General features: G+C 69.5%; 23 protein-coding genes. 12 read left to right on the forward strand and 11 right to left on the reverse strand.

Translation table 11 applies throughout. The features are described from left to right. Nucleotides 1-86: 86 nt before the first annotated feature. From JNUCC0626_RS11040 to JNUCC0626_RS11060, 5 genes are read left to right on the forward strand one after another with little or no spacing between them, the layout of a single operon-like run. Complete coding sequence (locus JNUCC0626_RS11040) at nucleotides 87-1,739, forward strand: ABC transporter substrate-binding protein (RefSeq protein WP_394619605.1); 1,653 nt, start codon at nucleotides 87-89, stop codon at nucleotides 1,737-1,739. After that, complete coding sequence (locus JNUCC0626_RS11045; protein ID WP_394619606.1) at nucleotides 1,736-2,779, forward strand: ABC transporter ATP-binding protein; 1,044 nt, start codon at nucleotides 1,736-1,738, stop codon at nucleotides 2,777-2,779. Before JNUCC0626_RS11040 ends, JNUCC0626_RS11045 begins: the two co-directional genes overlap by 4 nt. Then, nucleotides 2,776-3,756, forward strand: a complete 981-nt coding sequence (locus JNUCC0626_RS11050; protein WP_394619607.1) for an ABC transporter permease — start codon at nucleotides 2,776-2,778, stop codon at nucleotides 3,754-3,756. The genes JNUCC0626_RS11045 and JNUCC0626_RS11050 overlap by 4 nt, the downstream gene beginning before the upstream one ends. Then, nucleotides 3,756-4,637: an ABC transporter permease gene (locus JNUCC0626_RS11055; RefSeq protein ID WP_394619608.1), complete on the forward strand. Its 882-nt coding sequence runs from the start codon at nucleotides 3,756-3,758 to the stop codon at nucleotides 4,635-4,637. The genes JNUCC0626_RS11050 and JNUCC0626_RS11055 overlap by 1 nt, the downstream gene beginning before the upstream one ends. Beyond that, on the forward strand, nucleotides 4,634-5,623 hold the full coding sequence (locus JNUCC0626_RS11060; RefSeq protein ID WP_394619609.1) for an ABC transporter ATP-binding protein: 990 nt from the start codon (nucleotides 4,634-4,636) through the stop codon (nucleotides 5,621-5,623). The genes JNUCC0626_RS11055 and JNUCC0626_RS11060 overlap by 4 nt, the downstream gene beginning before the upstream one ends. Here JNUCC0626_RS11060 and JNUCC0626_RS11065 read toward each other — a convergent pair. From JNUCC0626_RS11065 to JNUCC0626_RS11075, 3 genes are read right to left on the reverse strand one after another with little or no spacing between them, the layout of a single operon-like run. Further along, entirely contained in the window at nucleotides 5,585-6,166 is a 582-nt protein-coding gene (locus tag JNUCC0626_RS11065; protein WP_394619610.1) for a biliverdin-producing heme oxygenase, read from the reverse strand. The genes JNUCC0626_RS11060 and JNUCC0626_RS11065 overlap by 39 nt on opposite strands. Beyond that, entirely contained in the window at nucleotides 6,166-6,603 is a 438-nt protein-coding gene (locus JNUCC0626_RS11070; protein ID WP_394619611.1) for a response regulator, read from the reverse strand. Before JNUCC0626_RS11070 ends, JNUCC0626_RS11065 begins: the two co-directional genes overlap by 1 nt. Then, nucleotides 6,600-8,513, reverse strand: a complete 1,914-nt coding sequence (locus JNUCC0626_RS11075) for a PP2C family protein-serine/threonine phosphatase (RefSeq protein WP_394619612.1) — start codon at nucleotides 8,511-8,513, stop codon at nucleotides 6,600-6,602. Before JNUCC0626_RS11075 ends, JNUCC0626_RS11070 begins: the two co-directional genes overlap by 4 nt. 48 nt (nucleotides 8,514-8,561) lie before the next feature. Between JNUCC0626_RS11075 and JNUCC0626_RS11080 the strand changes: the two genes are divergently transcribed. Further along, on the forward strand, nucleotides 8,562-10,853 hold the full coding sequence (locus tag JNUCC0626_RS11080) for an ATP-binding protein (protein ID WP_394619613.1): 2,292 nt from the start codon (nucleotides 8,562-8,564) through the stop codon (nucleotides 10,851-10,853). A gap of 52 nt (nucleotides 10,854-10,905) precedes the next feature. Beyond that, nucleotides 10,906-11,247, forward strand: coding sequence for an MmcQ/YjbR family DNA-binding protein (locus JNUCC0626_RS11085; protein ID WP_394619614.1), 342 nt, complete (start codon nucleotides 10,906-10,908; stop codon nucleotides 11,245-11,247). On the opposite strand, the gene JNUCC0626_RS11090 is transcribed toward JNUCC0626_RS11085, so the two are convergent. Next, complete coding sequence (locus JNUCC0626_RS11090) at nucleotides 11,248-11,529, reverse strand: DUF3040 domain-containing protein (protein WP_394619615.1); 282 nt, start codon at nucleotides 11,527-11,529, stop codon at nucleotides 11,248-11,250. A 762-nt stretch (nucleotides 11,530-12,291) separates the two neighbouring features. On the opposite strand from JNUCC0626_RS11090, the gene JNUCC0626_RS11095 reads away from it, so the two are divergent. The 5 genes from JNUCC0626_RS11095 to JNUCC0626_RS11115 all read left to right on the forward strand — a co-directional run bounded on the left by JNUCC0626_RS11095 (nucleotide 12,292) and on the right by JNUCC0626_RS11115 (nucleotide 17,777). Beyond that, nucleotides 12,292-13,386: a hypothetical protein gene (locus JNUCC0626_RS11095; protein ID WP_394619616.1), complete on the forward strand. Its 1,095-nt coding sequence runs from the start codon at nucleotides 12,292-12,294 to the stop codon at nucleotides 13,384-13,386. A 180-nt stretch (nucleotides 13,387-13,566) separates the two neighbouring features. Further along, entirely contained in the window at nucleotides 13,567-14,298 is a 732-nt protein-coding gene (locus tag JNUCC0626_RS11100; RefSeq protein ID WP_394619617.1) for a GAF and ANTAR domain-containing protein, read from the forward strand. A 70-nt stretch (nucleotides 14,299-14,368) separates the two neighbouring features. Further along, the gene (locus tag JNUCC0626_RS11105) at nucleotides 14,369-15,136 is read left to right on the forward strand and encodes a GAF domain-containing protein (protein WP_394619618.1); all 768 of its coding nucleotides are present in this window, start codon (nucleotides 14,369-14,371) and stop codon (nucleotides 15,134-15,136) included. Between the two features lie 124 nt (nucleotides 15,137-15,260). After that, on the forward strand, nucleotides 15,261-16,562 hold the full coding sequence (locus JNUCC0626_RS11110) for a glycosyltransferase (protein WP_394619619.1): 1,302 nt from the start codon (nucleotides 15,261-15,263) through the stop codon (nucleotides 16,560-16,562). A 66-nt stretch (nucleotides 16,563-16,628) separates the two neighbouring features. After that, on the forward strand, nucleotides 16,629-17,777 hold the full coding sequence (locus JNUCC0626_RS11115; RefSeq protein ID WP_394619620.1) for a glycosyltransferase: 1,149 nt from the start codon (nucleotides 16,629-16,631) through the stop codon (nucleotides 17,775-17,777). A 49-nt stretch (nucleotides 17,778-17,826) separates the two neighbouring features. On the opposite strand, the gene JNUCC0626_RS11120 is transcribed toward JNUCC0626_RS11115, so the two are convergent. The 7 genes from JNUCC0626_RS11120 to JNUCC0626_RS11150 all read right to left on the reverse strand — a co-directional run bounded on the left by JNUCC0626_RS11120 (nucleotide 17,827) and on the right by JNUCC0626_RS11150 (nucleotide 23,546). Further along, nucleotides 17,827-17,979, reverse strand: a complete 153-nt coding sequence (locus tag JNUCC0626_RS11120; protein WP_394619621.1) for an RGCVC family protein — start codon at nucleotides 17,977-17,979, stop codon at nucleotides 17,827-17,829. Between the two features lie 35 nt (nucleotides 17,980-18,014). Next, nucleotides 18,015-18,890, reverse strand: a complete 876-nt coding sequence (locus tag JNUCC0626_RS11125; RefSeq protein WP_394619622.1) for a transglutaminase-like domain-containing protein — start codon at nucleotides 18,888-18,890, stop codon at nucleotides 18,015-18,017. Continuing rightward, on the reverse strand, nucleotides 18,887-19,042 hold the full coding sequence (locus JNUCC0626_RS11130; protein ID WP_394619623.1) for a DUF6307 family protein: 156 nt from the start codon (nucleotides 19,040-19,042) through the stop codon (nucleotides 18,887-18,889). Before JNUCC0626_RS11130 ends, JNUCC0626_RS11125 begins: the two co-directional genes overlap by 4 nt. Beyond that, nucleotides 19,039-19,539, reverse strand: a complete 501-nt coding sequence (locus JNUCC0626_RS11135) for a DUF5994 family protein (RefSeq protein ID WP_394619624.1) — start codon at nucleotides 19,537-19,539, stop codon at nucleotides 19,039-19,041. Before JNUCC0626_RS11135 ends, JNUCC0626_RS11130 begins: the two co-directional genes overlap by 4 nt. Nucleotides 19,540-19,790: 251 nt before the next feature. Next, entirely contained in the window at nucleotides 19,791-20,474 is a 684-nt protein-coding gene (locus tag JNUCC0626_RS11140; RefSeq protein ID WP_394619625.1) for a response regulator, read from the reverse strand. Next, entirely contained in the window at nucleotides 20,471-23,041 is a 2,571-nt protein-coding gene (locus JNUCC0626_RS11145; protein ID WP_394619626.1) for a DUF4118 domain-containing protein, read from the reverse strand. The genes JNUCC0626_RS11140 and JNUCC0626_RS11145 overlap by 4 nt, the downstream gene beginning before the upstream one ends. After that, the gene (locus JNUCC0626_RS11150; protein ID WP_394619627.1) at nucleotides 23,022-23,546 is read right to left on the reverse strand and encodes a potassium-transporting ATPase subunit C; all 525 of its coding nucleotides are present in this window, start codon (nucleotides 23,544-23,546) and stop codon (nucleotides 23,022-23,024) included. Before JNUCC0626_RS11150 ends, JNUCC0626_RS11145 begins: the two co-directional genes overlap by 20 nt. Between the last annotated feature and the right edge of the window lie 3 nt (nucleotides 23,547-23,549).

The raw sequence follows: 23,549 nt of genomic DNA on the forward strand, positions 1-23,549 counted from the left end.
ACCCGCGATGGCACGCGCGGTCACCTTCTTCCAGCGCTCACTTGATTCTTCTCGCTTTCGTTGGAGAACAAGGAGTTTCCATGAGAATGAGGCGTGTTTGCGCTGCCGTCACCGCGACCGCCCTGGCGTTCACCGGTGCCTGTTCAGCGACAAACCCAGGCAGTGGGGGCAACTCCGCCGGCGTGCTCAACGTGGGCATGCCGAACGGACCCCAGACCGAGAACAACAACCCGTTCCTCAACTCGTCGGCGTCCTCGTCGCTCGGCTACCGGCGGTTGCTCTTCGAACCGCTCGCCATGGTCAACGAGGTCAAGGTGACAGACCAGCCGAAGCCTTGGCTGGCAACGAAGTTCACCTGGTCGGACAACTTCCACAAGCTGTCGCTCACCATCCGCGACGGCGTCTCGTGGTCCGACGGCAAGCCGCTGACGGCCGAGGACGTGGCGTACACCTTCGAGCTCCTCAAGAAGAACCCCGGGCTCAACATCGAAGGTGTGCCGTACCAGGACATCTCGTTCTCCGGCAGCGAGGTCACCGTCGGCTTCCCGAAGTCGCAGTTCGTCAACCAGAAGAAGATCCTCGAGCAGTTCGTGGTGCCCAAGCACCAGTGGTCGACGTTCGCCAACCCGTCGACCGAGACGTTGAAGGACCCGATCGGCAGCGGCCCGTACACGCTGAAGTCGTTCACCCCGCAGACGGTGACGCTGTCGGTCCGGGACAAGTACTGGCAGGAGCTCCCGAAGGTCAAGGAGCTGCGCTACACCTCCTACAGCGACAACAACGCGCAGACCAACGCGCTCGCCACGGGTGCCGCGGAGTGGAGCTTCGTCTTCATCCCCAACTACGAGGCCGCCTACACCAGCAAGGACCCGCAGAACCACAAGCTGTGGTTCCCGCCGGTCCTCGGTGTGCACGGACTCTGGTTCAACACCAAGGCGAAGCCGTGGGACGACCCGGCTCTGCGCCGCGCCGCGAACATGGTCGTCAACCGCGACGACATCTTCATGCAGGGTGAGGCCGGTTACTTCTACCCGAAGGTCGACAACATCACCGGCATCCCGACGCCCGCCGGTGAGTCGTTCATCGCGCCGCAGTTCAAGGACAAGAAGGTGACCGTCGACGTCGAGGGCGCGAAGAAGGCGCTGACCGAGGCCGGCTACACGTTCGACGGGAACACCTTGAAGGGCAAGGACGGCGCGCCCGTCACGATCACGCTCACCGTCCCGTCCGGGTGGTCCGACTACGTCACCGACCTGGAGATCATCAAGGACAACTTCTCCAAGATCGGCATCAACGCCACGGTCAACCTTCAGAACGCCGACGCCTGGACCAAGGCGCTCGACGTGGGCGACTTCGGTGCCGCGATGCACTGGACCAACAACGGCCAGACGCTCTACGACATCTACCAGTCCATCATGGACGGTGCGCTGTACAAGCCGATCGGCACGCCCGGTGTCAACGGCAACTACGGCCGCTACGAGAACCCCGCCGCCACCAAGGCGCTCGACGACTTCGCGAACGCGGCGGACGAGTCGGTGCGCAACGCGGCGTTGCAGGAGCTGCAGAAGATCTTCGTGCAGGACATGCCGGTGATCATCACGTCGGCCGCGAACGGCGGCGGCCAGTACAGCACGAAGAACTGGGTGGGCTGGCCGAGCGACTCCGACCAGTACGCCCCCGTGCAGCCGACCCTCGAAAACGCCCTCGACATCGTGCTGAAGCTGAGGCCTGCCTCGTGACGGCCGAGGCAGCGCCGGCGGTCTCCGGGACGGTCTCTTCGGAGATCGTCCTGGAGGCCGACGGCCTCACCAAGCACTTCCCGATCAGCAAGCCGTTCGCGCGCACCAGGAAGGCGGTGCGCGCGGTCGAGGGAGTGTCGTTCCAGCTGCGCAAGGCCAGCGTCACGGCGCTCGTCGGCGAGTCCGGCTCGGGCAAGTCGACGGTCGCCCGCCTGCTGGCCCAGCTCTACCCGCTGACGTCCGGCGAGATCCGGATGCACGGCGCGAACGTTGCCGTAAGAGGTGGCCTGACGCGCGGCAGGAAGTTCCGCGCGTACTGCCGCCGGGTCCAGATGATCTTCCAGGACCCGTTCGCGTCGCTGAACCCCGTGCACACCATCCGCTACCACCTGACCAGGGCGCTCACCATCCACGGCAACCGCGGCGACGACCTGGAGACGTCGCTCGCGGACCTGCTGACCCGAGTGCACCTGACGCCCGCCGAGCGCTACCTCGACCGGTACCCGCACGAGCTCTCCGGCGGGCAACGGCAGCGCGTGGCGATCGCGCGGGCGCTGGCGGCGAGCCCGGAGGTGCTGCTGGCCGACGAACCGGTGTCCATGTTGGACGTCTCGATCCGGCTCGGCGTGCTGAACCTGTTGCGGGACCTGAAGGAACGCCTGCACCTCTCGATCCTCTACATCACGCACGACATCGCGTCCGCACGGTACTTCGCGGACGAGACGATCGTGATGTACGCGGGTCAGATCGTGGAGGGCGGGGACAGCGAGACCGTCACGCAACGGCCGGCGCACCCGTACACGCAGTTGCTGATCGAGTCGGCCCCAGACCCCGACCGCCCGGCAGTGGAGGACAAGGACGGCGGGTTCGGCGAGCCGCCGTCGTTGATCGAACCACCGCCGGGCTGTCGGTTCCACCCGCGCTGCCCGTTCGCGAAGGACGTCTGCCGCACGGACGTCCCGCCGCGCTTCGAACTCGGCGACGGGCACTTCGCGGCCTGCTGGCTGTACGGCGAGCACGGCGAGCGGGAGGCGTCGTGAGCTATCTGCTGAAACGGATCGGCTTCTACCTGCTCACCGTCTGGGCGGCCGTCACGATCAACTTCTTCGTGCCGCGGATGATCCCCGGCGACCCGGTGCAGGCGCTGATCACCAAGCAGCGCGGTCAGATGACCAGCGAGGCCGTCCGGTCGTTGTACGTCCTCTTCGGACTGGACAAGAACGAGAGCCTGGCCAGCCAGTACTTCTCGTACCTCGGCCAACTCCTGCGCGGCGACCTCGGGATGTCGTTCACGTTCTTCCCGAGCCCGGTGGCGGACGTGATCGGCGACGGCCTGCCGTGGACCGTCGGACTGGTCGGCATCACGACCGTGATCGGCTTCTTCCTCGGCACCGCCGCGGGCGCCGTGGTGGGCTGGCGGCGCGGCACGTGGGCGGACTCGCTCATCCCGGTCACCACGTTCGTCTCGTCGATCCCGTACTTCTGGCTCGGCCTGGTGGCGATCGCGCTGCTCACCGGTCCGGGGAGCTTCTTCCCGGCGTCCGGCGCGTACGAGATCGGCCTCGTCCCCAACTGGGACTGGCAGTTCATCGGCAGCACCGTCCAGCACGGTCTGCTGCCCGCGTTCACGATCCTGGTGTCGTCGGTCAGCGGCTGGATCCTCAGCATGCGCAACATGATGGTGACGGTGTCGTCGGACGACTACGTGACCGTGGCGCACGCCAAGGGCCTGCCCGAACGCCGGGTGATGCTCGCCTACGCCGCACGGAACGCGTTGCTGCCCAACGTGTCCGGCTTCGCGCTGGCGCTCGGGTTCATCGTCGGCGGCACCCTGCTGGTGGAGATCGTGTTCTCCTACCCGGGCCTGGGTCTCCAGCTGTTCCAGGCGGTCGGCGCCAAGGACTACCCGTTGTTGCAGGGCATCTTCCTCATCATCACGCTGTCCGTGCTGCTGGCGAACCTCCTCGCGGACGTCGCCTACCTGGCGCTGGACCCGCGCACCCGCAGGGAGGCCTGATGCGCCACAACCGCAAGGCGTTCGTCGGACTCGTCGCGCTCGGCGTGTTCGCCGTGCTGGCGGTCGTCGGGCCGTGGCTCGCGCCGTTCGAGCCGTCGGGACGCAGCAACGCGCTGTTGCAGCCACCGTCGGCGGAGCACTGGTTCGGCACCACGCACCTCGGCCAGGACATCTTCAGCCAGGTCCTCGTGGGCACCCGCAGCGTCGTGTTCGTCGGTGCCGTCGCGGGCATCGTCGCGACGGTGCTGTCGGTGCTGGTCGGCGTCACGGCCGGGTACCTCAGCGGCTCGGCGGGCGAGGGACTGTCCGCGCTGTCCAACGTGTTCCTGGTGATCCCGGCGCTGCCGTTGATCGTCATCATCACGTCGTCGCTGCCCGAGACGAGCAACCTCACGATCGCGCTGGTGATCGGCTTGACGTCGTGGGCGTGGAACGCCCGTGTGCTGCGGGCACAGACTTTGTCTCTCAGGCGCAGGGACTACGTGGAGGCGGCCCGCGCGAACGGCGAGTCGACCTGGCGGATCGTCCTCTTCGAGATCCTGCCGAACCTGTACGCGGTGATCGCGTCCGGGTTCGTCGGCACCGTCCTGTTCGCGGTGATCTCCGAGATCACGCTGGCGTTCATCGGCGTGTCCGACGCGGGCGGCTGGAACTGGGGCACAGTGCTCTACTGGGCCCAGTCGCAGCAGGCGCTGGCCCAGGGCGCGTGGTGGTGGTTCGTGCCGGCCGGTCTCGCGATCGCCCTGCTCGGCACGGCGTTGTCGCTGGTCAACTTCGGCATCGACGAGTACGTCAACCCGCGGCTGCGCACCCGGTCGTCCCTGCGGGGCGTGCGCATGCGCGTCGGCTTCACCCCCGTGCTGATCAAGGAGTCGTCATGAAGGAGCGCATCCTCGACGTGCGCGGGCTGACCGTCGGCTACGGCCTCGGTGACGACGCGGTGCGCGCGGTCCGCGACGTCGACCTGACCCTGCACAAGGGCGAGGTGCTGGGCCTGGCCGGAGAGTCCGGCAGCGGGAAGTCCACTTTGGCCTATGGCATGACCAGGCTGCTGCCGCCGCCCGGTGTCGTGACCGGCGGCGAGGTGATCTACCACCTGGAGGACGGCACGTCGGTCGATCTGCTGCGGTTGCCCGACGCGGACCTGCGCAGGTTGCGGTGGTCCGAGATCGCGATCGTCTTCCAGGGCGCGATCAACTCGCTCAACCCCGTGCAACGGATCTCCACCCAGCTGATCGACGTGCTCAAGGCCCACTCCCCCGGCACGCCGCACCGCGCCCGCCAGGACAAGGCGCGCGAGCTGCTCACCCTGGTCGGCATCGCGACGGACCGGCTGCACAGCTACCCGCACCAGCTCTCCGGCGGCATGCGGCAACGGGTGATGATCGCGATGGCCCTCGCCCTGCAACCCCGCGTGGTGATCATGGACGAGCCGACCACCGCGCTGGACGTGGTGGTGCAGCGGCAGATCCTGCGCACGCTGGTCGACCTGCGCGAACGGCTCGGGTTCTCGGTCGTGTTCATCACCCACGACCTGTCGCTGCTGGTGGAGTTCTCGGACCGGATCGCGATCATGTACGCGGGCCAGGTGGTCGAGGAGGCGCAGTCGGCGGAGCTGTACCGCACTCCCCTGCACCCCTACAGCGACGGGCTGCTGCGGTCGTTCCCCGCGTTGAAGGGGCCGCGCCGCGACCTCGCGGGCATCCCCGGTTCGCCGCCGGACCTGCGGATGATGCCGAGCGGGTGCGCGTTCCACCCCAGGTGCCCGCGCGCGTTGGACGTCTGCGACAGCCAGACCCCGGCGTTGGGGCAGAGCAGGCAGAACCGGTCAGTGGCCTGCTGGCTGCACCCGGTCGCGGTGCCCTGATCGGGCCCAGTCTCGCAACGAGGAGAAGCAGGCGTTCGCCGCCTCGCACGCCGCCGGAACGTCGGCGGCGGGCAGGGCGGCCTCCGCCATCGCGGCGAACCTCCGGAAGCGGCGGCGCGCGTCCCCGTCCCCGGCGAAGAACGAGACGGGCACCGGGCCGAGGGCGTCCACGACCCAGCGCGTGATCACCTGGCCGCCGAGCCGCGCGCCTTCGACGACGTACAGCGCGCCGATCAGGGCCGGCAGCGTGCTCACGTCCGGTGGCGCCGATCGCGGCAGAGAGGAAATCCCTGCTGGGCTCCAGCCGAGTCCACTCAGGTCCGAACGGAGCTTTTCCGCGCCGGGTAACAGTTCCCAGTGCGGGAGGTGTGCTCGGGCCGACACCGCCAACGCCCGTTCCAGCGGCTCGTGGAAGCCGAGGAAGAGCGCCAGCACGTCCTCGTACCGAGCCGCCGAGATCGTTCCCGGACCGAAGCCGAGCTCGTCCTCCAGCGCGAGATGAGCCACGCGAGTTTCCGTGCGCAGGCGGGAAAGCAGCGTCATCAGTCGGTGCTGGGACGCACGAAGTCGTTTGTGTGCCAGTAGTCGACGGCGCCCTGGAGCACCGTGCGGAACAGCGTGAAGTTCACCGGCTTGTAGACGTAGCTGTCCGCACCGGCCTCGTAGCACCGGTCGATGTCCGACGAGGTCGTCGACGACGTGAACACGACGACGATCACGTCCCGCAGCCGGGGATCGGGGTCGGCGCGCACCTCCGCGAGCACCCGGTAGCCGTCGACGCCCGGCATGTTCAGGTCCAGCAGCACTAAAACCGGGAACGGCCGGGTGTCGTCGTGCAGCCGGTCCGCCACCCGGTCCCCGTCGGGCAGGAACTCGAGGACGAGCTCGGGGTGCGAGCGAGAGAGGGCGCGCTGGATCGCCTCCCGGTCCTCCTCGCTGTCCTCCACGATCAGCACGACCTGGTCGTCGCCCGCGGTCACCGGATCTCCCACCACGTCTGCCCGTCCTGGTGGAACTCGACGCGCGCCCACTCGGCGTCGCCGTCCACGGTGATCCGCACCTCGCCCGGTCCGAGCGCGGTGGTGAGGCGGTCGACCGGCCGGCCGAGCGCTTGAACGGCGGCGTGCGCGGCGTCGAGCGCCTGCTCCGCCGGGAGCGTCGTGTCGAGGACCCGGTCGCCCCGGTACCGGATCAGCAGGACGGCCGCGTCGTCGTCCACGGCGTACCGGCCGTCGCCCTCGACGAGCGTGCGTGCCATCCGCGGCAGCGGGAGGTCGTGCAACGCCGCCAGCGTCGGCTCCAGGTCGGTGTCGCCGAAGAACGCCCCGGCGGGGTCGCGGGCCTCCACCAGCCCGTCGGTGAAGAGGATCACCGCGTCACCGGGCCGCAGCACGTCGTCGGCCGGGGTGAACTTCAGCTCCTCGATCACGCCCACGAGCTGGCCCCGGCAGGTGCTCTCCTCGATGCCGCCGTCCCTGCGGATGATGATCGGTGGCGGGTGGCCGGCGGTCAGCGCGCGCAACGGCAGGCCGTCCGGTCCGGGCGTGCCGAACGTGATCGTGGCCAGCGTCAGGAACTTGGTGACCTCGTTGCGCAGCATCTTGGCGTTGAGCAGGCGCACCGCGTCCTCCGCGCGCCCACCCTCCTCCAGGATGGTCTCGACGGTGTGCCGGGCCAGGCCGGTGAGGGCAGCGGCGGCGGCGCCTCGGCCGCACACGTCGCCGATCAACGCGGTGAAGCCGGTCGGCTGCCGGACGACGCCGTAGAAGTCGCCGCCGACCTCCAGCAGGTGGCCCGCGACGTTGTAGCCGGTGGCGATCTCGACGCCGGGCAGCTCGGGCAGCACCGAGGGCAGCAGGTGCAGCTGGAGTTCCTCGACCTCCGCGCGCCGCTGGCTGTAGAGGGTGGCGTTGTCGATGGCGAGCGCCGCCCGTGCCGCGATGTCGCGGACGAACTCCCTGGTGGGCACGCGGCGCCCGCCGGAGCGGTGGAAGAAGGTCAGCACGCCGAGCACCCGGCCGCGGGCCCGCAGGACCGCGCTGGTCATCAGTTCCAGCCCCACGTCGGCGGGCAGCAGCGACGGCGTCGCGTCGATCTCGTCGCCGGACGCCTGCACCCCGGCCCACCGGCCGTGCCGCAGGTGCTCGTTGAGCAGGCGTTCCCGGCGCACGTCGACGTGGGCGGCCGCGATCTGCACCAGCTTGTCGTCGCGCTGGACGTGCACGGCGGCGCCGTCGGCGAGACCGGGCACCGCCATCCGCACGACCGCGCGCAGCGTCTCCTCGACGTCGAGCGACCGCGCGAGCCTCAGCGAGACCTCGGCCAGCACCGCGTCCGCCGCCAGCCTGGTGTCGAGCAACGCCTGGTCGGCGATCCGGTCGTCGGCCGCGATCACCACGTCGGCGATCTGCCCGAGCGCGGTCGCCACCGTCGCGGCTCCGGCCGGAGCGTCCATGGTGACGAGCAGCAGGCCCCGATCCCCCTCGGCGGCGCGGAACGACGCGGCCACCACGACGGTGCCGCCGGCGTCGCGCATCCGTTCGGCCAGGTGCGGGGCGAACGCGGCCACCTCGTCGACGGTGAGGTCGGCGATCTTCGCCTGGCCCTCGTCGCGGGTCACGAGTTCGGGTGAATTCCGCACCCACGGCCGCACGTCGGCGGCGAGCCCGGCCGGTCCGGTGCGCACCCCGCCGTCGTGGTCGGCCCACCGCACGACCGGCAGGTCCCCGGACGGGCGGATGCGGGCTCCGAGCACGCCGCGGACGTGCGGCAGCTCCAGGAGCCCCAAGTAGAGTTCTTTCGCGAAGACCTTGGTGCTGCCCGCCGCGAACGCGGCCCTCCAGAGGGCGTGCAACAGGTCTGGCCAGGTCGGCACTTCTCGCTCGGTCACGCGGCCCGGCGCCTCCTTTCCGCACGTCCACCGGGAGCAGGAACGAGTATGCACGACGATCAAGAACGTCCCGGTACCGATGAGATCGCGTTGGGGGCCGAATGGGCCCTGGTCGCGCGGGCGGAGGCCGAGGCGGGCACGACGTCGTTCGACCTCACGGTGTGCCTGACCGAGCCGATCCACCTGCTGGGAGGCATCCAGTCCTACGGCGCGTTGCTCGCGGTGGACGGCGCGGATGTGGTGGAGGTCGCCAGCGCGAACACGACGTCCGTGCTCGGCGTGGCGCCGGAGGATCTGCTCGGCACTCCGGTCGAGGCGCTGGTCGGTGCCGAGGGGCTGGCGGCGGTGCGAGCGACGCTGGACGCCCCGACCGGGGACCGCGGCCTGGTCGGCCTGGTGCTGCCCGGCTCCGGCGGCCACTTCGACGTCACTGTCTACCGCGCGGACGGCCGGACGGTGCTGGAGTTCGAGCCGCGCCCGGCGCAGGAGGCGTTCCGCTTCTCCCAGTTCTTCCCCCGGCTGCGCGCCTCGCTCACCAAGCTCCAGCACGAACGGACCGTCGTCGACGTGTGCGCGTCGGCGGTGGCGGAGATCCGGGCGCTGACCGGGTACGACCGGGTGGTGGCGTACCGGTTCGAGGGCCAGGCCGGCCCGGGCGAGGTGATCGCCGAGTCGGTCGCTGCCGGGCTGGAGCCGTGGCTCGGCCTGTGGTTCCCGGCCACCGACATCCCACCTCAGGCCAGGCGGCTCTACGAGCGCAACTGGATCCGGGTGATCCACGACGTCGACGACGAGACGGCCACGCTGGTCCCGCAGGTGCTGCCCGGCACGTCGGCGCCGCTCGACCTGTCCGACTCGTCGTTGCGCACGGTCTCGTCGTTCCACCTGGAGTACCTGCGCAACATCGGCGTGGCGTCCTCGATGTCGGTGTCGCTGCTGCACTCCGGTTCGTTGTGGGGCCTCATCGCCTGTCACGGCGTCGCGCCCCGGCGACTCGACCCGGAGGTGCGTTCGGCCTGCGAGTTCTTCGGCGTGACGCTGTCGTTGCAGCTGGCCGCGCTGGAGGAGGCGCAGACCTCCCGTGCCCGGCACGACACCCGCACGGCGCTGTCGCGGCTGGTCACCGAGCTGAGCACGGACATCACCCAGTCCGTCTCGACCAGCGTCGACCTGCTGCACGAGCTGATCGACGCGTCGGCTGTCGTGCTGCGGCTGGAGGGTGCGACGACGATCGTCAGCGGCGACCAGGAGGCTCTGGTGCCGGGCCTGCGCGCGTTGTGGGACGTGGTGCCGCCGCTGGACGCGGGCGAGGTGTGGAGCACCGATGAGCTGTCCGCGCACTCCGACTCTCTGGCGGCTCACGCCGAGCACCTCAGCGGGGCGCTGGTGTTGTCCCTGGCCAGCGGGACTGGTGACCTCATCGCGTGGGTGCGTCCGGAACGCCGGGCGAGCCGCACGTGGGCGACGGACCCGAGCAAGCCCGTGCAGCTCGGTGAGCGGGGCGAACGCCTCACCCCGCGCGGCTCGTCGGCGGTCTACCAGGCTGTGACACGCGGCCACTGCGTGCCGTGGACCGCCACCGACGAGGCCGTGGCGAGTGAGTTCGGCCGTGCGGTCACCACGATGGTGTTGCGCCACCACGCGCGGTTGGCGTCTCTGAACGACGAGCTCAGTCGCGCGAACCGCGACCTCGACACGTACGCGCACGTGGCCGCACACGAGCTGAAGGAGCCCCTGCGCGGCATCTTCAACTCGACGGCGTTCATCCGTGAGGACGCGACGGATCTGGACGACACCACGGTCCGTCGCCTCGACACCGTGCAGCGGCTCGCTCAGCGGATGGACGAGCTGATCAACTCACTGCTGCACTTCGCCCAGCTCGGGCACGGGTCGTTGATGCGTTCGGAGATCGACCTCCGTGACGCGGTGGTGGCGGCGTTGGAGGTGGCTGGGCCCCGGCTGGACGAGTGCTCGGTGTCCGTGGTGCTGCCTCCGCCCGGTCAGCTCGTGTGGGCTGATGCTGCCCGGCTGTCCGAGGTGCTGGTGAACCTGCTGGTCAACGCCGCCAAGTACGCGCGTGCCGAGGGACCTCGTGTGGTGGAGGTGTTCGCCGTCGGGGATGCGGTGCACGTTCGGGACAACGGCATCGGGATCGCTGTGGAGCACCGGACCGAGGTGCTGCGGTTGTTCCGTCGGCTGCACAAGCGGGATGCGCACGGCGGCGGGCACGGCGCGGGGCTGGCGATCGTGCACCGGATCGTCGAGCGGCACGGCGGGGAGGTGTCGTTGCTCGGCACTCCCGGTGGCGGCACGACCGTCGTGTTCACGCTGCCGCGCTGAGAGTTTCCATTCGTCCAAGGCTTCGTGGCCCGGTTGTTGCGACGATGGGTTCATGGCTACCTGGGACGACGTGGTTTCGATGGGTTTGCGGTTGCCGGAGGTCTCGGAGTCGACCTGGTACCGGACGCCTTCGTTGAAGGTGGCCGGGAAGGGGTTCGCCCGGTTGCGCAGCGAGGCCGAGGGTGGGGTCGTGTTGATGTGCGGCCTTGACGAGAAGGCCGCGTTGCTCGCGTCCGGGGATCCGGCGTTTTACACGACCGCGCATTACGACGGGTACGGGGCAATCCTCGTCGACCTGGCCGTCGTGGACGTCGGGCAGCTCGCCGAGCTCGTCGAGCAGGCATGGCGGATCAAGGCCCCGGCTCGCGTTCTCGGGGCGTTCGATCGCGGCTGACTACTCCTTGGTGCCGCGCCAGGCTCGGACGCCGAACCATCCGAACACCGCCAGGACCATCGCGGCGCCCAGAGCGATGACGATCTGCGAGGCCAGGGTCACCCCCGTCATCACCACGACCAGGCCGGCCACGTAGAACGCCAGCACGCCGGCCAGCATCAGGGTCCGATGAGGGACTCTGGGAGCGGGGCGGTTGAGCTTCGCCGCGAACTTGGGGTCGTCCTCGGCCAGTCTTCGCTCGATCTCTTCCAGTTCGCGCTGCTCGTGGTCCGGCAGTTTCACGTCCGGTCCTCCCGGTGGATCGCTGGGCGTTCACCTTCACCAACGCACGGGAGGGGCTGAGGTTCCCCGTTCTCTATCGGTCCAGCCACAAACCCGTGCAGATGGCGGCTACCGCTATGACCATCGTCAGGTGGGTGGCTCGTTGTTTCAGGGCCAGCGATCTGGCTGTTCTGGGTGAGGTGGGTTCGGCTTTGACCAGCGCGTATGCCAGGAGAAAGACGACAGAACCCACCAGCAGTGACGCCCCCGCGAGCAGCAAGGCACCACCCACTCCATGCATCGCAACCACCAACTCGTCACCAGGCCCGGTGCGCGTGGCCGTTCTTCAGCGCACCCGATCACTTGCGAGCATATGGCTATTGCGAAATAGTGGCGATAACGGGCCGCGGCAGCGGGTGCTCCGACAGAACACCGGGCTGCCGGAGCGTGTCCTCGCCGAGCGAGGGCACGCTCAGCGGTCCGGGTCGTGCGCACGGTCGTGCAGCAGGCAAAACGTGAGATAGTGGACATCCACACCGCCTCCCGGTCTCCGCACCGGCGGGCGCGTCTTCATCCCGGAGCGAACGCCGCCTCATCCAGGCGCGTTTCACCGCTCCCGGAAAGCATCACTCCACGCCCTCACCGGGCTCGCGAACGACCCCACAAGGGAGACCTCCCATCACCATTTCGGCGCTCTCGCCGGCCACGGCCGCTCCCCGCACGCTCACCGACATCTACGGTCCTGACGTCGCCGTCTGCGCTCGTCCCGCGCAGGAGCCCACGGTGTCACCGAGCAGGCACCGCACCATGCGCGACGTGCTGTCCGCCCGGCCCCTCGCCGTCGCCGCCGGCACGCCCGTCATCAGCAGCGCGGGCGGCACCGAACCCAACCTGATCGCCGCCCTGCGCGACGGGGGCCTGCCGGTGGGCACCGACGCGCGCGAGTTCCGCACCGAGGCCGAGTTCGCGTCCCGCGTGGCCGAGGCGCTCAGCGACGGGCTGCGCCTGTCCATGGAGTACCCGCAGCCGGCCGACCTGGGGCCCGACGAACGGTCGGTGAAGAGCGCCGAACTCGTCGGGTACCTCAACAACAAGGCCAGCATCAGCACGTTCGTCGACCCTCGTTTCCAGGCTCGCCGCCAGATCGTCGCCACCGGCGACCTCGCCCAGGCCGCGCCCGCCGAGAAGTCCTGGGTGCTCAAAGCCGCCACGAACGCGGCCCACGGCGCCAGCCTCGACGTCTACCTGCACCGCGCCGGGGACCTGGTGTGCCTGCCCGCGTTCACCGACCTGCTCAGCGAGGTCGTCGTCGAGGAGTACCTGAACATCCACCGCAACTGGGGAGTTCAGCTCTACGTCGCCGCCGACGGCCTGGCCCGGCTGCTCGCCGTCACCGACCAGCGGATCGACGCGGACGGCGTCTACACCGGCGGCCGCTTCGGGCTGGTCGTGCCGCTTCCCGCCGATCTGCTCGCCGAGTGCCTGGCGATCGCCCAGCGCGCCGCCGACGTCGGCTACCGCGGCATGTGCAGCCTCGACTGCGCACAGACCCACGACGGCAGACTCGTCATGCTCGACCTCAACTTCCGCATCACCAGCGGCTCCATTCCCCTGCTGGCACTGCACACGGTCCGCCCCGACGCACTGGACCGCCCGTCCGAGTCCACGAAGCTGACCACCGCGGCCCCCATCGCCGCGCTTCTCGCCGCCCTGCGGCCCGCGCTGCTGGCCGGAGGACTGCTCGTCACCGGCGGCCACGACACCCGCCGCACCGACAACCTGGTCAAGCAGACCACGTTGCACCTCATCGTCTTCGGCGACGATCCCGGCGACGTCACCTCTCGCCGCACCAAGCTGGAGCACATGTACAACCACTGACGCGGGGCAGCGTCCGGAATCGGCACGCGGTAGGTTGGGCGCGCTGATCCCGATGTGGTCACGTACGGCGTGGGCCCAGACCTCGCTACGTCCAGGTGTGACTGGAAGCAGTCTCGACGTGGTGGAGGATTCCGGTGGCGGACACGGATGATCTGAGGTTTTCCGGTGGTGTGACCACCTGTGCAAGTTCCTGACGGGGTCCACGAGTCGGTGAGCCGGGCGCGGGCGACGGTGATGGCCGCCTTGCGCGACAACGAGAACAACCTCAACGCGTTGGCTCGCGTGATCCGCGCCTGCGTCGACGTGCTCCCGGTGGACGGCGCGTCGGTCTCGGTGCTGAGCGGACCGCGCGAGCGGGAGACGTTGTACGCCACCGACGAGCTCGCGGCCCGGATCGAGGACGTGCAGTTCGGCCTGGGCGAGGGGCCGTGCTTCGAGGCGTTCGCCTCACGCAGGCCGGTGCTGGTACCCGACCTCGCCCAGGCCTCCGCGGTGGAATGGCCGGTGTTCGCTTCGACGCTCGCCACGTTGCCCGTGGGCGCGATCTTCGCGTTTCCGTTGCAGGCCGGCGCGATCGGCGTCGGGGCGGTCGATCTCTACCGCCGCCGGCCGGGTTGGTTGTCGGGGGACGAACTGGCGGTCGCGCTGGAGGTCGTCGACCTGATGACAGCGGTGTTGCTCGGTCTGCTGCTCGGGGACACCGAGGACACCGACGGGGCGCGGGACGTCCTGTCGCCCGGACGCGAGCAGGTGCACCAGGCCACGGGCATGCTCATCGCGGCGTTCACGATCTCCGCGGACGAGGCGCTGGCCCGCCTGCGCGGGTACGCCTTCGTGAGGGACCGGCCGCTCGACGAGGTCGCCCACGACATCGTCACCCGCCGGCTCTCGCCGCTGGAGCTCGGCACATGACCGCCTGCGGTGACGCTGGCGGCAAGATCCGGGCGGCACTACCTTCGGACGAACGAGACAGGAGCGGTTGATGAGCGGTAGGGCACCTTCCAGGACGGAGCGGGAGTCCCGGCTGCTTCAGGCGTTCGTCGAGCTGGCCGACACGCTCGTCGACGACTACGACGTGGTCGACGTGCTGCACCGGCTGGTGGACCACTGCGTTCGGCTCCTGGACGCGACAGCGGCCGGGTTGATGCTCTCCGACCAGCGCGGCGGTCTGCGCGTGATGGCGTACTCCTCCGAGCAGACGCAGATGCTCGAACTGTTCCAGCTCCAGGCGAGCGAAGGACCCTGCCTCGAATGCGTGCGCACCGGCGAGCCGGTGTTGATCGCGGACCTGGCGGCGACCACCGAACGCTGGCCCCGCTTCGCACCGCTCGCCATCGCGGAGGGATTCGTCTCCGTGCACGCGGTGCCGATGCGGTTGCGGCGCGAGACCATCGGCGCGCTCAACCTGTTCCGGCGCGAGGCGGGCTCGCTGAGCGACGAAGACCTGCTGGTGGTGCGGGCGCTGGCGGACACCGCGACGATCGGGATCCTGCAGGAACGTGCGATCCGGCGCGGTGAGATCGTCACCGAGCAACTGCAGACGGCGCTGAACAGCCGGGTGGTCATCGAGCAGGCCAAGGGCGTGCTCGCGTTCGCCGGGAACCTGGAGATGGAGGAGGCGTTCGAAGCGTTGCGGGGGTACTCACGCGGCCACAACCGTCGCCTCGCGGACGTGGCGCGGGAACTCGTCGTCGGAGAACTGCGCCCGACCGAACTCCTCGCGGTGCGGCGACAGTCCGGCAGCGGATGATCCGTCACCATCAGCCACATCTGCTGGGCCGGGTGCCTCGGAGCCGCTAGGCTCGGTGTGGCTGTCTGACGCAGCACACCGCCCTGCCCCCGCGGTCTCATCACCTCGTCGTGAGGAGAACACCGTGGCCGCCGGTACGCAGGGAATCCCGTTCGACCGGATGAGGATCGCGCTCGTCTCGGAGCACTCCAGCCCGCTGGCGGCTCCCGGCACGCTCGACTCGGGCAGCCAGAACCTCCACGTCGCGGAGCTCGCGACCGCTCTGGCCGCGCTCGGCCACAAGGTCGCCGTCTACACGCGGCGCGATGATCCCCATGTGCCACAACGGGTGCAGACCGCGAGCGGCTACGAGGTGGTGCACGTGAACGCCGGACCCGCGATCAGGATGCGTGGAGACGACGTCCTCGACCACACCGGGGATTTCGTGCAGTTCCTCAAGCTCGCGTGGAAAGCGCGCCGCCCCGACGTCGTGCACGCCCACGGCTGGCTGTCCGGTATCGCCGCGGTGCTCAGCGCACGCAACACCCAGGTGCCCGTGGTGCAGACGTACCACCGGATCAGCACCGCCACGCCGCAGCACCGCCGCCTCAACGGATCGACTTCCACCAAGCGCATGGCCGTCGAGCGGCTCGTCGGCCACGAAGCCGCGCGCATCGTCGCGACCTGTCAGGCCGAAGCCCGTGACGTGCTCGGCATGGGAGTGGACAAGTCGAAGCTCTCCGTCGTGCCGCGCGGTGTCGACCTGAACCTCTTCTGCCCGCCGACCACCCTTGTCGACCGGCTGTGCGCACGCCGGGTCGTGTCGGTCGGCAGGGTGATGCCGCGCAAGGGTTTCGAGGAGACCATCCGCGCTCTGTCCACAGTGGAGGGCGTGGAGCTGGTGATCGCCGGTGGCGGCGCGCAGGGCGACGTGCGGGACGAGCCGGAGACGAGGCGGCTGATCGCGCTGGCCGAGTACCTCGGGGTGGCCTCCAGGCTCGTGTTCGCGGGCCACCTGCCGCACGCCGAGTTGCCTGTCCTGCTGCGGTCGGCGGACGTGGTGGTGTGCGCCCCTCGACAGTGGTCGTCGGGCTGCGCGGCGCTGGAAGCGATGGCGTGCGGCACCCCTGTCGTCGCCACGTCGGTCGGCGGACTCACCGACGCCGTGGTCGACGGGGTGACCGGCGTGCTGGTGCCGTCGGGGAAGCCGGACGGAATCGCCAAGGCGCTCAGAGGTCTGCTCGCGGACGGCACCCAGCGAACACTGCTCAGCGCCGGCGGGCAGGAACGCGCTCGGGCGCGGTACTCGTGGCATCGCTGCGCCGCCGACCTCGTGCGGATCTACACCGCGGTGTCGGGGAAACGCACGGCCGGGAACGGTGGGAACAACCGCACCATTCGTTCCACGAGGAGTAACGGCCTCGCTCCGAAGCGCGACAGTCGGTAGCCTGGAAAGCGTTCACACCGCCTGGCCCCCGCGGTCTCGTCACCTTCGCAGTGAGGAGATCCACCGATGGGCAGGATCGCGCTGGTGTCCGGGCAAGCCAGCCCGCTGATGGCGCCGAGCGGGCTCGACGCGGGAAGCCTCAACGTCTACGTCGCCGCACTTTCGGCCGCGTTGTGCGGCCTCGGTCACGACGTGGTGGTCTACACCCGGCGCACCGGGCCACGCGCCCCCAGCCGGGTGCGCACTCCGGCGGGGTACGAGGTGGTGCACGTGCTTTCCGGTCCGCCCAAGGAACTCTCCGAAGACGAGGCGACGGTCCGCGTCGCCGACTTCGCCCGCTCCCTGCGCGCCGACTGGCACCGGAAACGGCCTGACGTCGTGCACGCGCAAGGATGTCTGTCCGGGATCACGGCGGTGCTCGGAGCACACGACACGCAGGTGCCGGTGGTGCAGACCTTCCACGCGCTGGCCGTTCCCCACCGCGAACCCACCGTCGAGCGACTGCTCGCGCAGACGGCGGCACACGTCGTGGCCGTGCGCACGGACGAGGCGGACGACGTGGTCAGCATGGGAATCCCGCGGGCCAAGGTGTCCGTGATTCCGCACGGCGTCGACCTTGCCCTCTTCACCCCGCACGGCTCGGTCGCGCCACGTGACCGCACCCGCCGGATCGTGACGGTCGGCCGGCTGCTCCCGCACCAGGGATTCGACGACCTCATCGTCGCACTGTCCACTCTGGACCACACCGAGCTCGTGATCGCAGGAGGGTCCGCCACCGGGCACCTCCGCGGCGACGCCGAGGTGAGAAGACTGCGGGCGCTCGCCCGAGTGCGCGGTGTGGCGAGCCGCGTCGCGTTCACCGGGCACGTGCGGTACCACCAGTTGCCCGCCCTGCTGCGGTCAGCGGACGTCGTGGCGTGCACACCGCGGCACGGATCGTTCGGCGTGACCGCACTGGAGGCCGTGGCGTGCGGCGTCCCGGTGGTGGTGACCGCCGCCGTGGGCCTGCTCGACGCGGTGGCCCACGACCAGATCGGCCTGCGGGTCCCACCGCAGGATCCCCGAGCCCTTGCCGAGGCGTTGAACCGCCTGCTCACGCACACGACGCGAAGGGCCTTGCTGGTCGCCGCCGGACGGGAGAGGGTCCGAGCCCGGTACTCGTGGGATCGCATCGCCTCCGAGATGGCGCAGGTCTACACCGCGGCGCTCAGCTGAAGTTCACCGGCCGTGCCCGACCACCGGCCGGTGCCGCACCTGCGGGAGTTCAGGAGCAGATGCAGCCTCGGGTCAGGGCCGCCGCCGCGGTGGCGGTGCAGTACCGCACTCCGAGCCGGTCGTGCTCCTGCCACGGGTGCGGGCAGACGTCGCAGGTCACCGCGGGGTCGACGAGGATGATCAGCTGTTCGGCCGTGGGCATGTGGACACTCCAGACATCGGGGGTCGGACAGTTCGTCAGGACCACCGCGGCGCGATCGCGAGGTCTTCCTCCGCGTGCACGACCATCGATTCCAGGATCGGACCACCGAACGTGGTGACCATCGCGACGTCGGCGGCGTCCCGGCCTCGTCCGACGACGACACGTCCCTTGCGGGGCGTGTTGTTGCGCGGGTCGAAGGTCCACCAGCGGTCTCCGAGCCAGACTTCCATCCAGGCCGCGAAGTCCATCGGCGCGTCGGTGTGCGGCACGTCGACCTCCGGCAGATAGCCGAAGACATAACGGGCGGGGATGTTGAGCGCACGGCAGAACGAGATCGCCAGGTGCGCGAAGTCGCGGCAGACCCCGATGCCCGCGGCGTTGACGTCCGCGGCGGTGGACAACGAGGTGGAGGTGCCGTAGCCGAAGCCCAGCGATTCGTGGACGTGCCGGCAGATCTCCCTCACCCTGCGATAGCCGGGCGCCACCGCGCCGAACCTGGACCAGGCCTCGTCACCGAGCACGTCGGACAGGCAGTAGCGGCTCGGCAACGTGAACACCAGCACGTCGTCGGGCAGTTCGTCGGGCCGGGTCTCCGGCGCGTCGTCGTCGACCTCCTCGGTCCGGTCGGGCGTCACCGCGCGCGCACGGTAGTTCACAGTGGACAGTCCGGCCGGCAGCACCAGGCGGGCGAACCGGTTGCCGTAGAGGTCGACGTAGTGCCGCACGGCGAGATCGGGTTCCGACGTCAGGCGTTCGTCGCTCACGCGCACGGCGCCGTGCCGGTCCGGACGCACGAGGAACACAGCCGGTGTGGGAACTTCGGCTCGATAGGTGAACGCACAGCCGACGCGGAGCATTCGGGGTGCCCGCGCCGGCTGTGCCTCGCTGCCGTGGTTGCGGTGCGAGGTCAACGAACGCGCTCCGGGATGTGGTCAAGAACGCGCAACACGTGCACGGCGAGTTCGCGGGCGGCCTTGTCTTCGAGTCCGGTGTGGCTCGTCACCTCGTCCTGCACCATCTTGAGCCTGCGTTCATACCTGGTCAGGTACTGCGATGTGGTCATGGGTTACCTCGCGCCGTCTGCTGGATGACGTCGACCGCCGGCCTTCTGCCGGAGAGCAGTTTCTCGACGGTGTCGGTGTTCTGGCGATGTGCGGCGTGCAGCATCGCCTGGTGCGCGGTGAACGGGTCGCAGTCCGGTGGCACGAGCAGCAGGACGAGGCGCCGCCGGTTGCCCGCGACCACGGCCACCGTGTGCTCCGGCCGGGACCAGAACCCGTCGAGGTGGACGCGCACGCCTTCGACCGCGATGTGCCGCGGCGCCGTGTCCCACTCCGTCAGGTTGTAGCTCACTCTCGAGATGTCGCCCAGCCGAACTGCCGGCACCGCGAGCAGTGCGGGCAGTTCGGCGGCGAGGTCCCGGGTGCGCGGCCACCAGGCACCGTCCACGTGCCCCGTGGTGGGCGCCTTCGGCCGCAACCGCACTCGCAGCGGACACCGAGGCTGCACGCTGGCCCTGGGGGCCGGTGGGGCGTGGAAGAGGTGCGGAGCCGACGTCATGCCGGAACTCCCGTCTCCGGCCGAGAACGACCGGTTTTGGTCGCCGGGCACGACATGAACTTGACCGCTCACGCACAAAAAGTTCCCGACGAATTCGACCCTACACGCCCGGAGCCGTGATCCGCCGAAATTATCGCAATTATTTTCCCAGGCCAGCTATCGGATCACGGACCGGACGACGACGTCTTTGAGCCATTCAGACGTAAATTCCCGTTCAAACTCGAACAGCACGCGAAAAAACAGAAATCGCCTCAGGCCTGAAACCGGTAGCCCATCCCGGGTTCGGTGATCAGGTGCTGCGGGTGCGACGGGTTCTTCTCCAGCTTGCGCCGCAGCTGCGCCATGTACACCCGCAGGTACTGGGTCTCGTTGAGGTGCTTGGGACCCCACACCTCCTGCAGCAGCTGCTTCTGCGTCACCAGGCGGTCCGGGTTGCGGGCGAGGATTTCGAGGATGCCCCACTCCGTCGGCGTGAGGTGCACCTCGCGTTCGCCTCGGTGCACGCGTTTGACGGTGAAGTCGACGGTGAAGGTGGCGGTCTGGACCAGCGGTTCGTCCGGAATGCGGACCGTGGTGGCTTTTCTGCGCACCGCGGCGCGCAGGCGGGCCAGGAGTTCGTCCATGCCGAACGGCTTGGTCACGTAGTCGTCGGCGCCTGCGTCGAGGGCTTCCACCTTGGCCGCCGAGTCGGTGCGGGCGGAGAGGACGATGATCGGGGTGGAGGACCAGCCCCGCAGGCCCGCTATCACGTCGACTCCGTCCAGGTCGGGTAGGCCGAGGTCGAGGACGACTACGTCGGGTTTGGCTTCTACGGCGATGGTCAGGGCCGTTCGGCCGTCGTAGGCCGTCATGACGTTGTAGCCGCGCGCGCTGAGGTTGATGCGGAGCGCTCGGACGATTTGCGGTTCGTCGTCTACTACCAGCACTGAGGTCATTTGTGGTTCTCCTTGTGCACCGGCAACGAGATGACGACGGTCAGGCCGCCGCCTGGGGTGTCCTCTGCGGTGATGTCGCCGCCCATGGCGTTGGTGAATCCCTTGGCCACGCTCAGGCCCAGGCCCACGCCCGGGGTGGCGTCGCGGTCGCCCAGGCGTTGGAACGGGGTGAAGACCGTGGCCAGGGCCTTTTTGTGCAGGCCTGGGCCGTGGTCGACCACGCGCAGTTCCACGAACGCGCCGTGGGTGCTGGCGCGGACTGCGATTTCTGGTTCGTCCTGGGATATTCGGCCGTCGCCGTCCACGTCCACGGTGCGGCGCGGGGTCATGCGGCCGTGGCGCAGGGCGTTGTCGATCACGTTGGCCACCACTCGTTCCAGGAGGCCCAGGTCGGCGTCCACGGTGGGGAGGTCCTCGTCCACGTCGACTGTGACGGTGCGGCGTTCGTCCACGGCGGAGAGGGCTCTGGCCACCACCTCGTAGTAGCCGACCGGGCGCATGAGCGGGGTTACTGAGCCGGTGGCCAGGCGGGAGGAGTCGAGGAGGTTGTCCACCAAGGCGTTCAGGCGGTCGGCGGAGTCCTCGACGGTTTCCATGAGGTCGTTGGTGTCCTCGAAGGACAGTGCAAGGTCGTGGTCGCGGAGGCTGCCTATTGCCGCCTTGATGGACGTCAGCGGGGTGCGGAGGTCGTGGCCCACGCCGGAGAGCAGGGCGGTGCGGAGTTCGGTGGTTTCCACCTTGCGTTGGGCGGTGCGGGTTTCGTCGGCCATTCGTTGTTGGCGCAGGGCCATCAGTGCTTGGCCGGCGGCGGCTTCCAGGACGCGTTGGTCGCTGGCGGGCAGGGTTCTGCCCTTCAGAGCCAGGTGGATGTCTGCCGTCACGGCTATGTCGGCGTCGGCCTCGTCCGGTTCGTCGCACGGGCGGGCGCCCACGCAGGCCACGCGCTCCCAGTCGTTGCCTCGTTTTTCCAGCAGGGCGACGGAGTCCAGGCCGAAGTTCTCGCGGATCTTCTCCAACAGCCGGGCCAGTGGATAGGGAGAGGTGAGGACGGTGCGGGAGTAGGAGGCCAGCAACGCGGCCTCGGTGCGGGCTCGGGCGCCCTGTTCGGCCAGGCGGGCCGCGCGGTCTACCACCAAGGCGACGATCACGGCCACGATCACCATGGCCGCCAGGGTGATCACGTTCTCCGGCGAGTTCACCGCCAGGCTGTAGTAGGGCTCGGTGAAGAAGTAGTTGAGGAGACCGGCGCCCAGGAACGCGCTCACCAGTGCCGGGCCGAGGCCTCCGATCAACGCGACCACGCAGGTGGCCAGCAGGAAGCCCACGAGGTCGGTCGAGTAGGTGACGTCGTCACGCCAGGACATGCCTAGCAGCGTGGTCAAGGAAGGCAGCACTACCGACGCCACCCAGCCCGCGAGTTGGCGGGACGGGCTCAAAGCGTTGCGGCCGATCTTCCAGCGCAGTACGCGGTGCGACTCGTCGTGCGTGACCATGTGCACGTCGATCGCGCCGGACTCCTGCACGACCGATGCGCCGATGCCCTCGTCGAACGCGCGCGCGAGCCGGGAACGGCGGGAGGTGCCCAGGACGAGTTGGGTCGCGTTGACGCCGCGGGCGAACTCCAGCAGCGCGGTCGGCACGTCGTCGCCGACCACCTGGTGGAACGTCGCGCCGACGTCCTCGGAGGTCCTGCGGCACTTGGCGATCAGTTCCGGGGTCGCGCCGGTGAGGCCGTCGCCGCGCAGCACGTGCACCACCAGCAGTTCGGCTCCGGCGCGCAACGCTATCCGGCGGGCGCGGCGGATCAGGGTCTCGCTCTCTCGACCGCCGGTGACCGACACGACGACCCGCTCGCGCGTCTCCCACGTGTCGGTGATGTGTTGTTCGCTGCGGTAGCGCTGGAGGGCGACGTCGACCTGGTCGGCCACCCACAGCAGGGCCAGTTCGCGCAACGCGGTCAGGTTGCCGACCCGGAAGTAGTTGCCCAGCGCGGCATCGATCTTGTGCGCGGCGTAGACGTTGCCGTGCGCGAGCCTGCGGCGCAGCGCTTCCGGGGTGATGTCGACCAGTTCGAGCTGGTCGGCGCCGCGCACCACCTCGTCCGGCACGGTTTCCCGTTGCGGCACACCGGTGATGCGTTCGACGACGTCGTTGAGCGACTCCAGGTGCTGGACGTTGACCGTGGACAGCACGTCGATGCCCGCGTCGAGCAGCTCCTCGACGTCCTGCCAGCGCTTCGCGTTGCGCGAGCCGGGAACGTTGGTGTGCGCCAGTTCGTCGACGACGGCGACCTCGGGGGCGCGGGCCAGCAGGGCGTCGACGTCCATCTCGGAGAAGTCGACGCCCCGGTGCCGGAACTCCCGGCGCGGCAGGATCTCCAGGCCGTCCAGGAGGTTGCGGGTCTTCTCCCGGCCGTGCGTCTCGACCAGGCCGACGACCACGTCGGTGCCGCGCTCCCGGCGCCGGTGAGCCTCGCCGAGCACGGCGAAGGTCTTGCCGACACCGGGAGCCGCGCCGAGGTAGATCCTCAGCTCGCCGCGGCGACGCTCAGGCTGCGTCGAGGGCACGGTTGAGCGCCGTCACGTTGACGGTCGTGGTGAACGTGCCCTCGGTGGCGGCCGCGACCAGCTGCCGCACCTTCTCCACCGGCAGCCCGCTCTCCCGAGCGACCCGGGGCACCTGGATCTCGGCGTAGGCCGGACTGATGTGCGGGTCGAGACCCGAGGCCGACGCGGTGACGGCGTCCTGCGGCACCGACGATTCGGCCACGCCCTCGCGTTGCGCGATCTCCGTCCGGCGTTCGGCGACGACCTTCGTGTAGTCCTCGTTGATCTCGCTCTTGTTGGTGCCACCGGACGCGGGCAGCGTCGCGGCGGACGGGCGCGGCACGAAGTACTTGCCGCCGTCCCGCACCACCGCCACCAGCGAGGTGTCGGCAGCTTCGGCATTGGCGTGCAGGCCGGGGACGCGCGAGACGCCCCACACGACGGCCGGGTAGGCCACGCCGAGGATCACGGTGAGCGCCAGCAGGACCCGCAGTCCCGCCCACGCCTGCTTGAAGAAGTTGTCCATGGT

It is taken from the genome of Lentzea sp. JNUCC 0626 (assembly GCF_043632865.1).
Classification (GTDB): Bacteria; Actinomycetota; Actinomycetes; order Mycobacteriales; family Pseudonocardiaceae; genus Lentzea.

Coding starts and splice junctions, on each gene's coding strand:
- JNUCC0626_RS11040 (WP_394619605.1), top strand. CDS start 87: ATGAGGCGTGTTTGCGCTGCCGTCACCGCGACCGCCCTGGCGTTCACC.
- JNUCC0626_RS11055 (WP_394619608.1), top strand. CDS start 3,756: ATGCGCCACAACCGCAAGGCGTTCGTCGGACTCGTCGCGCTCGGCGTG.
- JNUCC0626_RS11060 (WP_394619609.1), top strand. CDS start 4,634: ATGAAGGAGCGCATCCTCGACGTGCGCGGGCTGACCGTCGGCTACGGC.
- JNUCC0626_RS11065 (WP_394619610.1), bottom strand. CDS start 6,166: ATGACGCTGCTTTCCCGCCTGCGCACGGAAACTCGCGTGGCTCATCTC.
- JNUCC0626_RS11080 (WP_394619613.1), top strand. CDS start 8,562: ATGCACGACGATCAAGAACGTCCCGGTACCGATGAGATCGCGTTGGGG.
- JNUCC0626_RS11085 (WP_394619614.1), top strand. CDS start 10,906: ATGGCTACCTGGGACGACGTGGTTTCGATGGGTTTGCGGTTGCCGGAG.
- JNUCC0626_RS11105 (WP_394619618.1), top strand. CDS start 14,369: ATGAGCGGTAGGGCACCTTCCAGGACGGAGCGGGAGTCCCGGCTGCTT.
- JNUCC0626_RS11115 (WP_394619620.1), top strand. CDS start 16,629: ATGGGCAGGATCGCGCTGGTGTCCGGGCAAGCCAGCCCGCTGATGGCG.
- JNUCC0626_RS11120 (WP_394619621.1), bottom strand. CDS start 17,979: ATGCCCACGGCCGAACAGCTGATCATCCTCGTCGACCCCGCGGTGACC.
- JNUCC0626_RS11130 (WP_394619623.1), bottom strand. CDS start 19,042: ATGACCACATCGCAGTACCTGACCAGGTATGAACGCAGGCTCAAGATG.
- JNUCC0626_RS11135 (WP_394619624.1), bottom strand. CDS start 19,539: ATGACGTCGGCTCCGCACCTCTTCCACGCCCCACCGGCCCCCAGGGCC.
- JNUCC0626_RS11140 (WP_394619625.1), bottom strand. CDS start 20,474: ATGACCTCAGTGCTGGTAGTAGACGACGAACCGCAAATCGTCCGAGCG.
- JNUCC0626_RS11150 (WP_394619627.1), bottom strand. CDS start 23,546: ATGGACAACTTCTTCAAGCAGGCGTGGGCGGGACTGCGGGTCCTGCTG.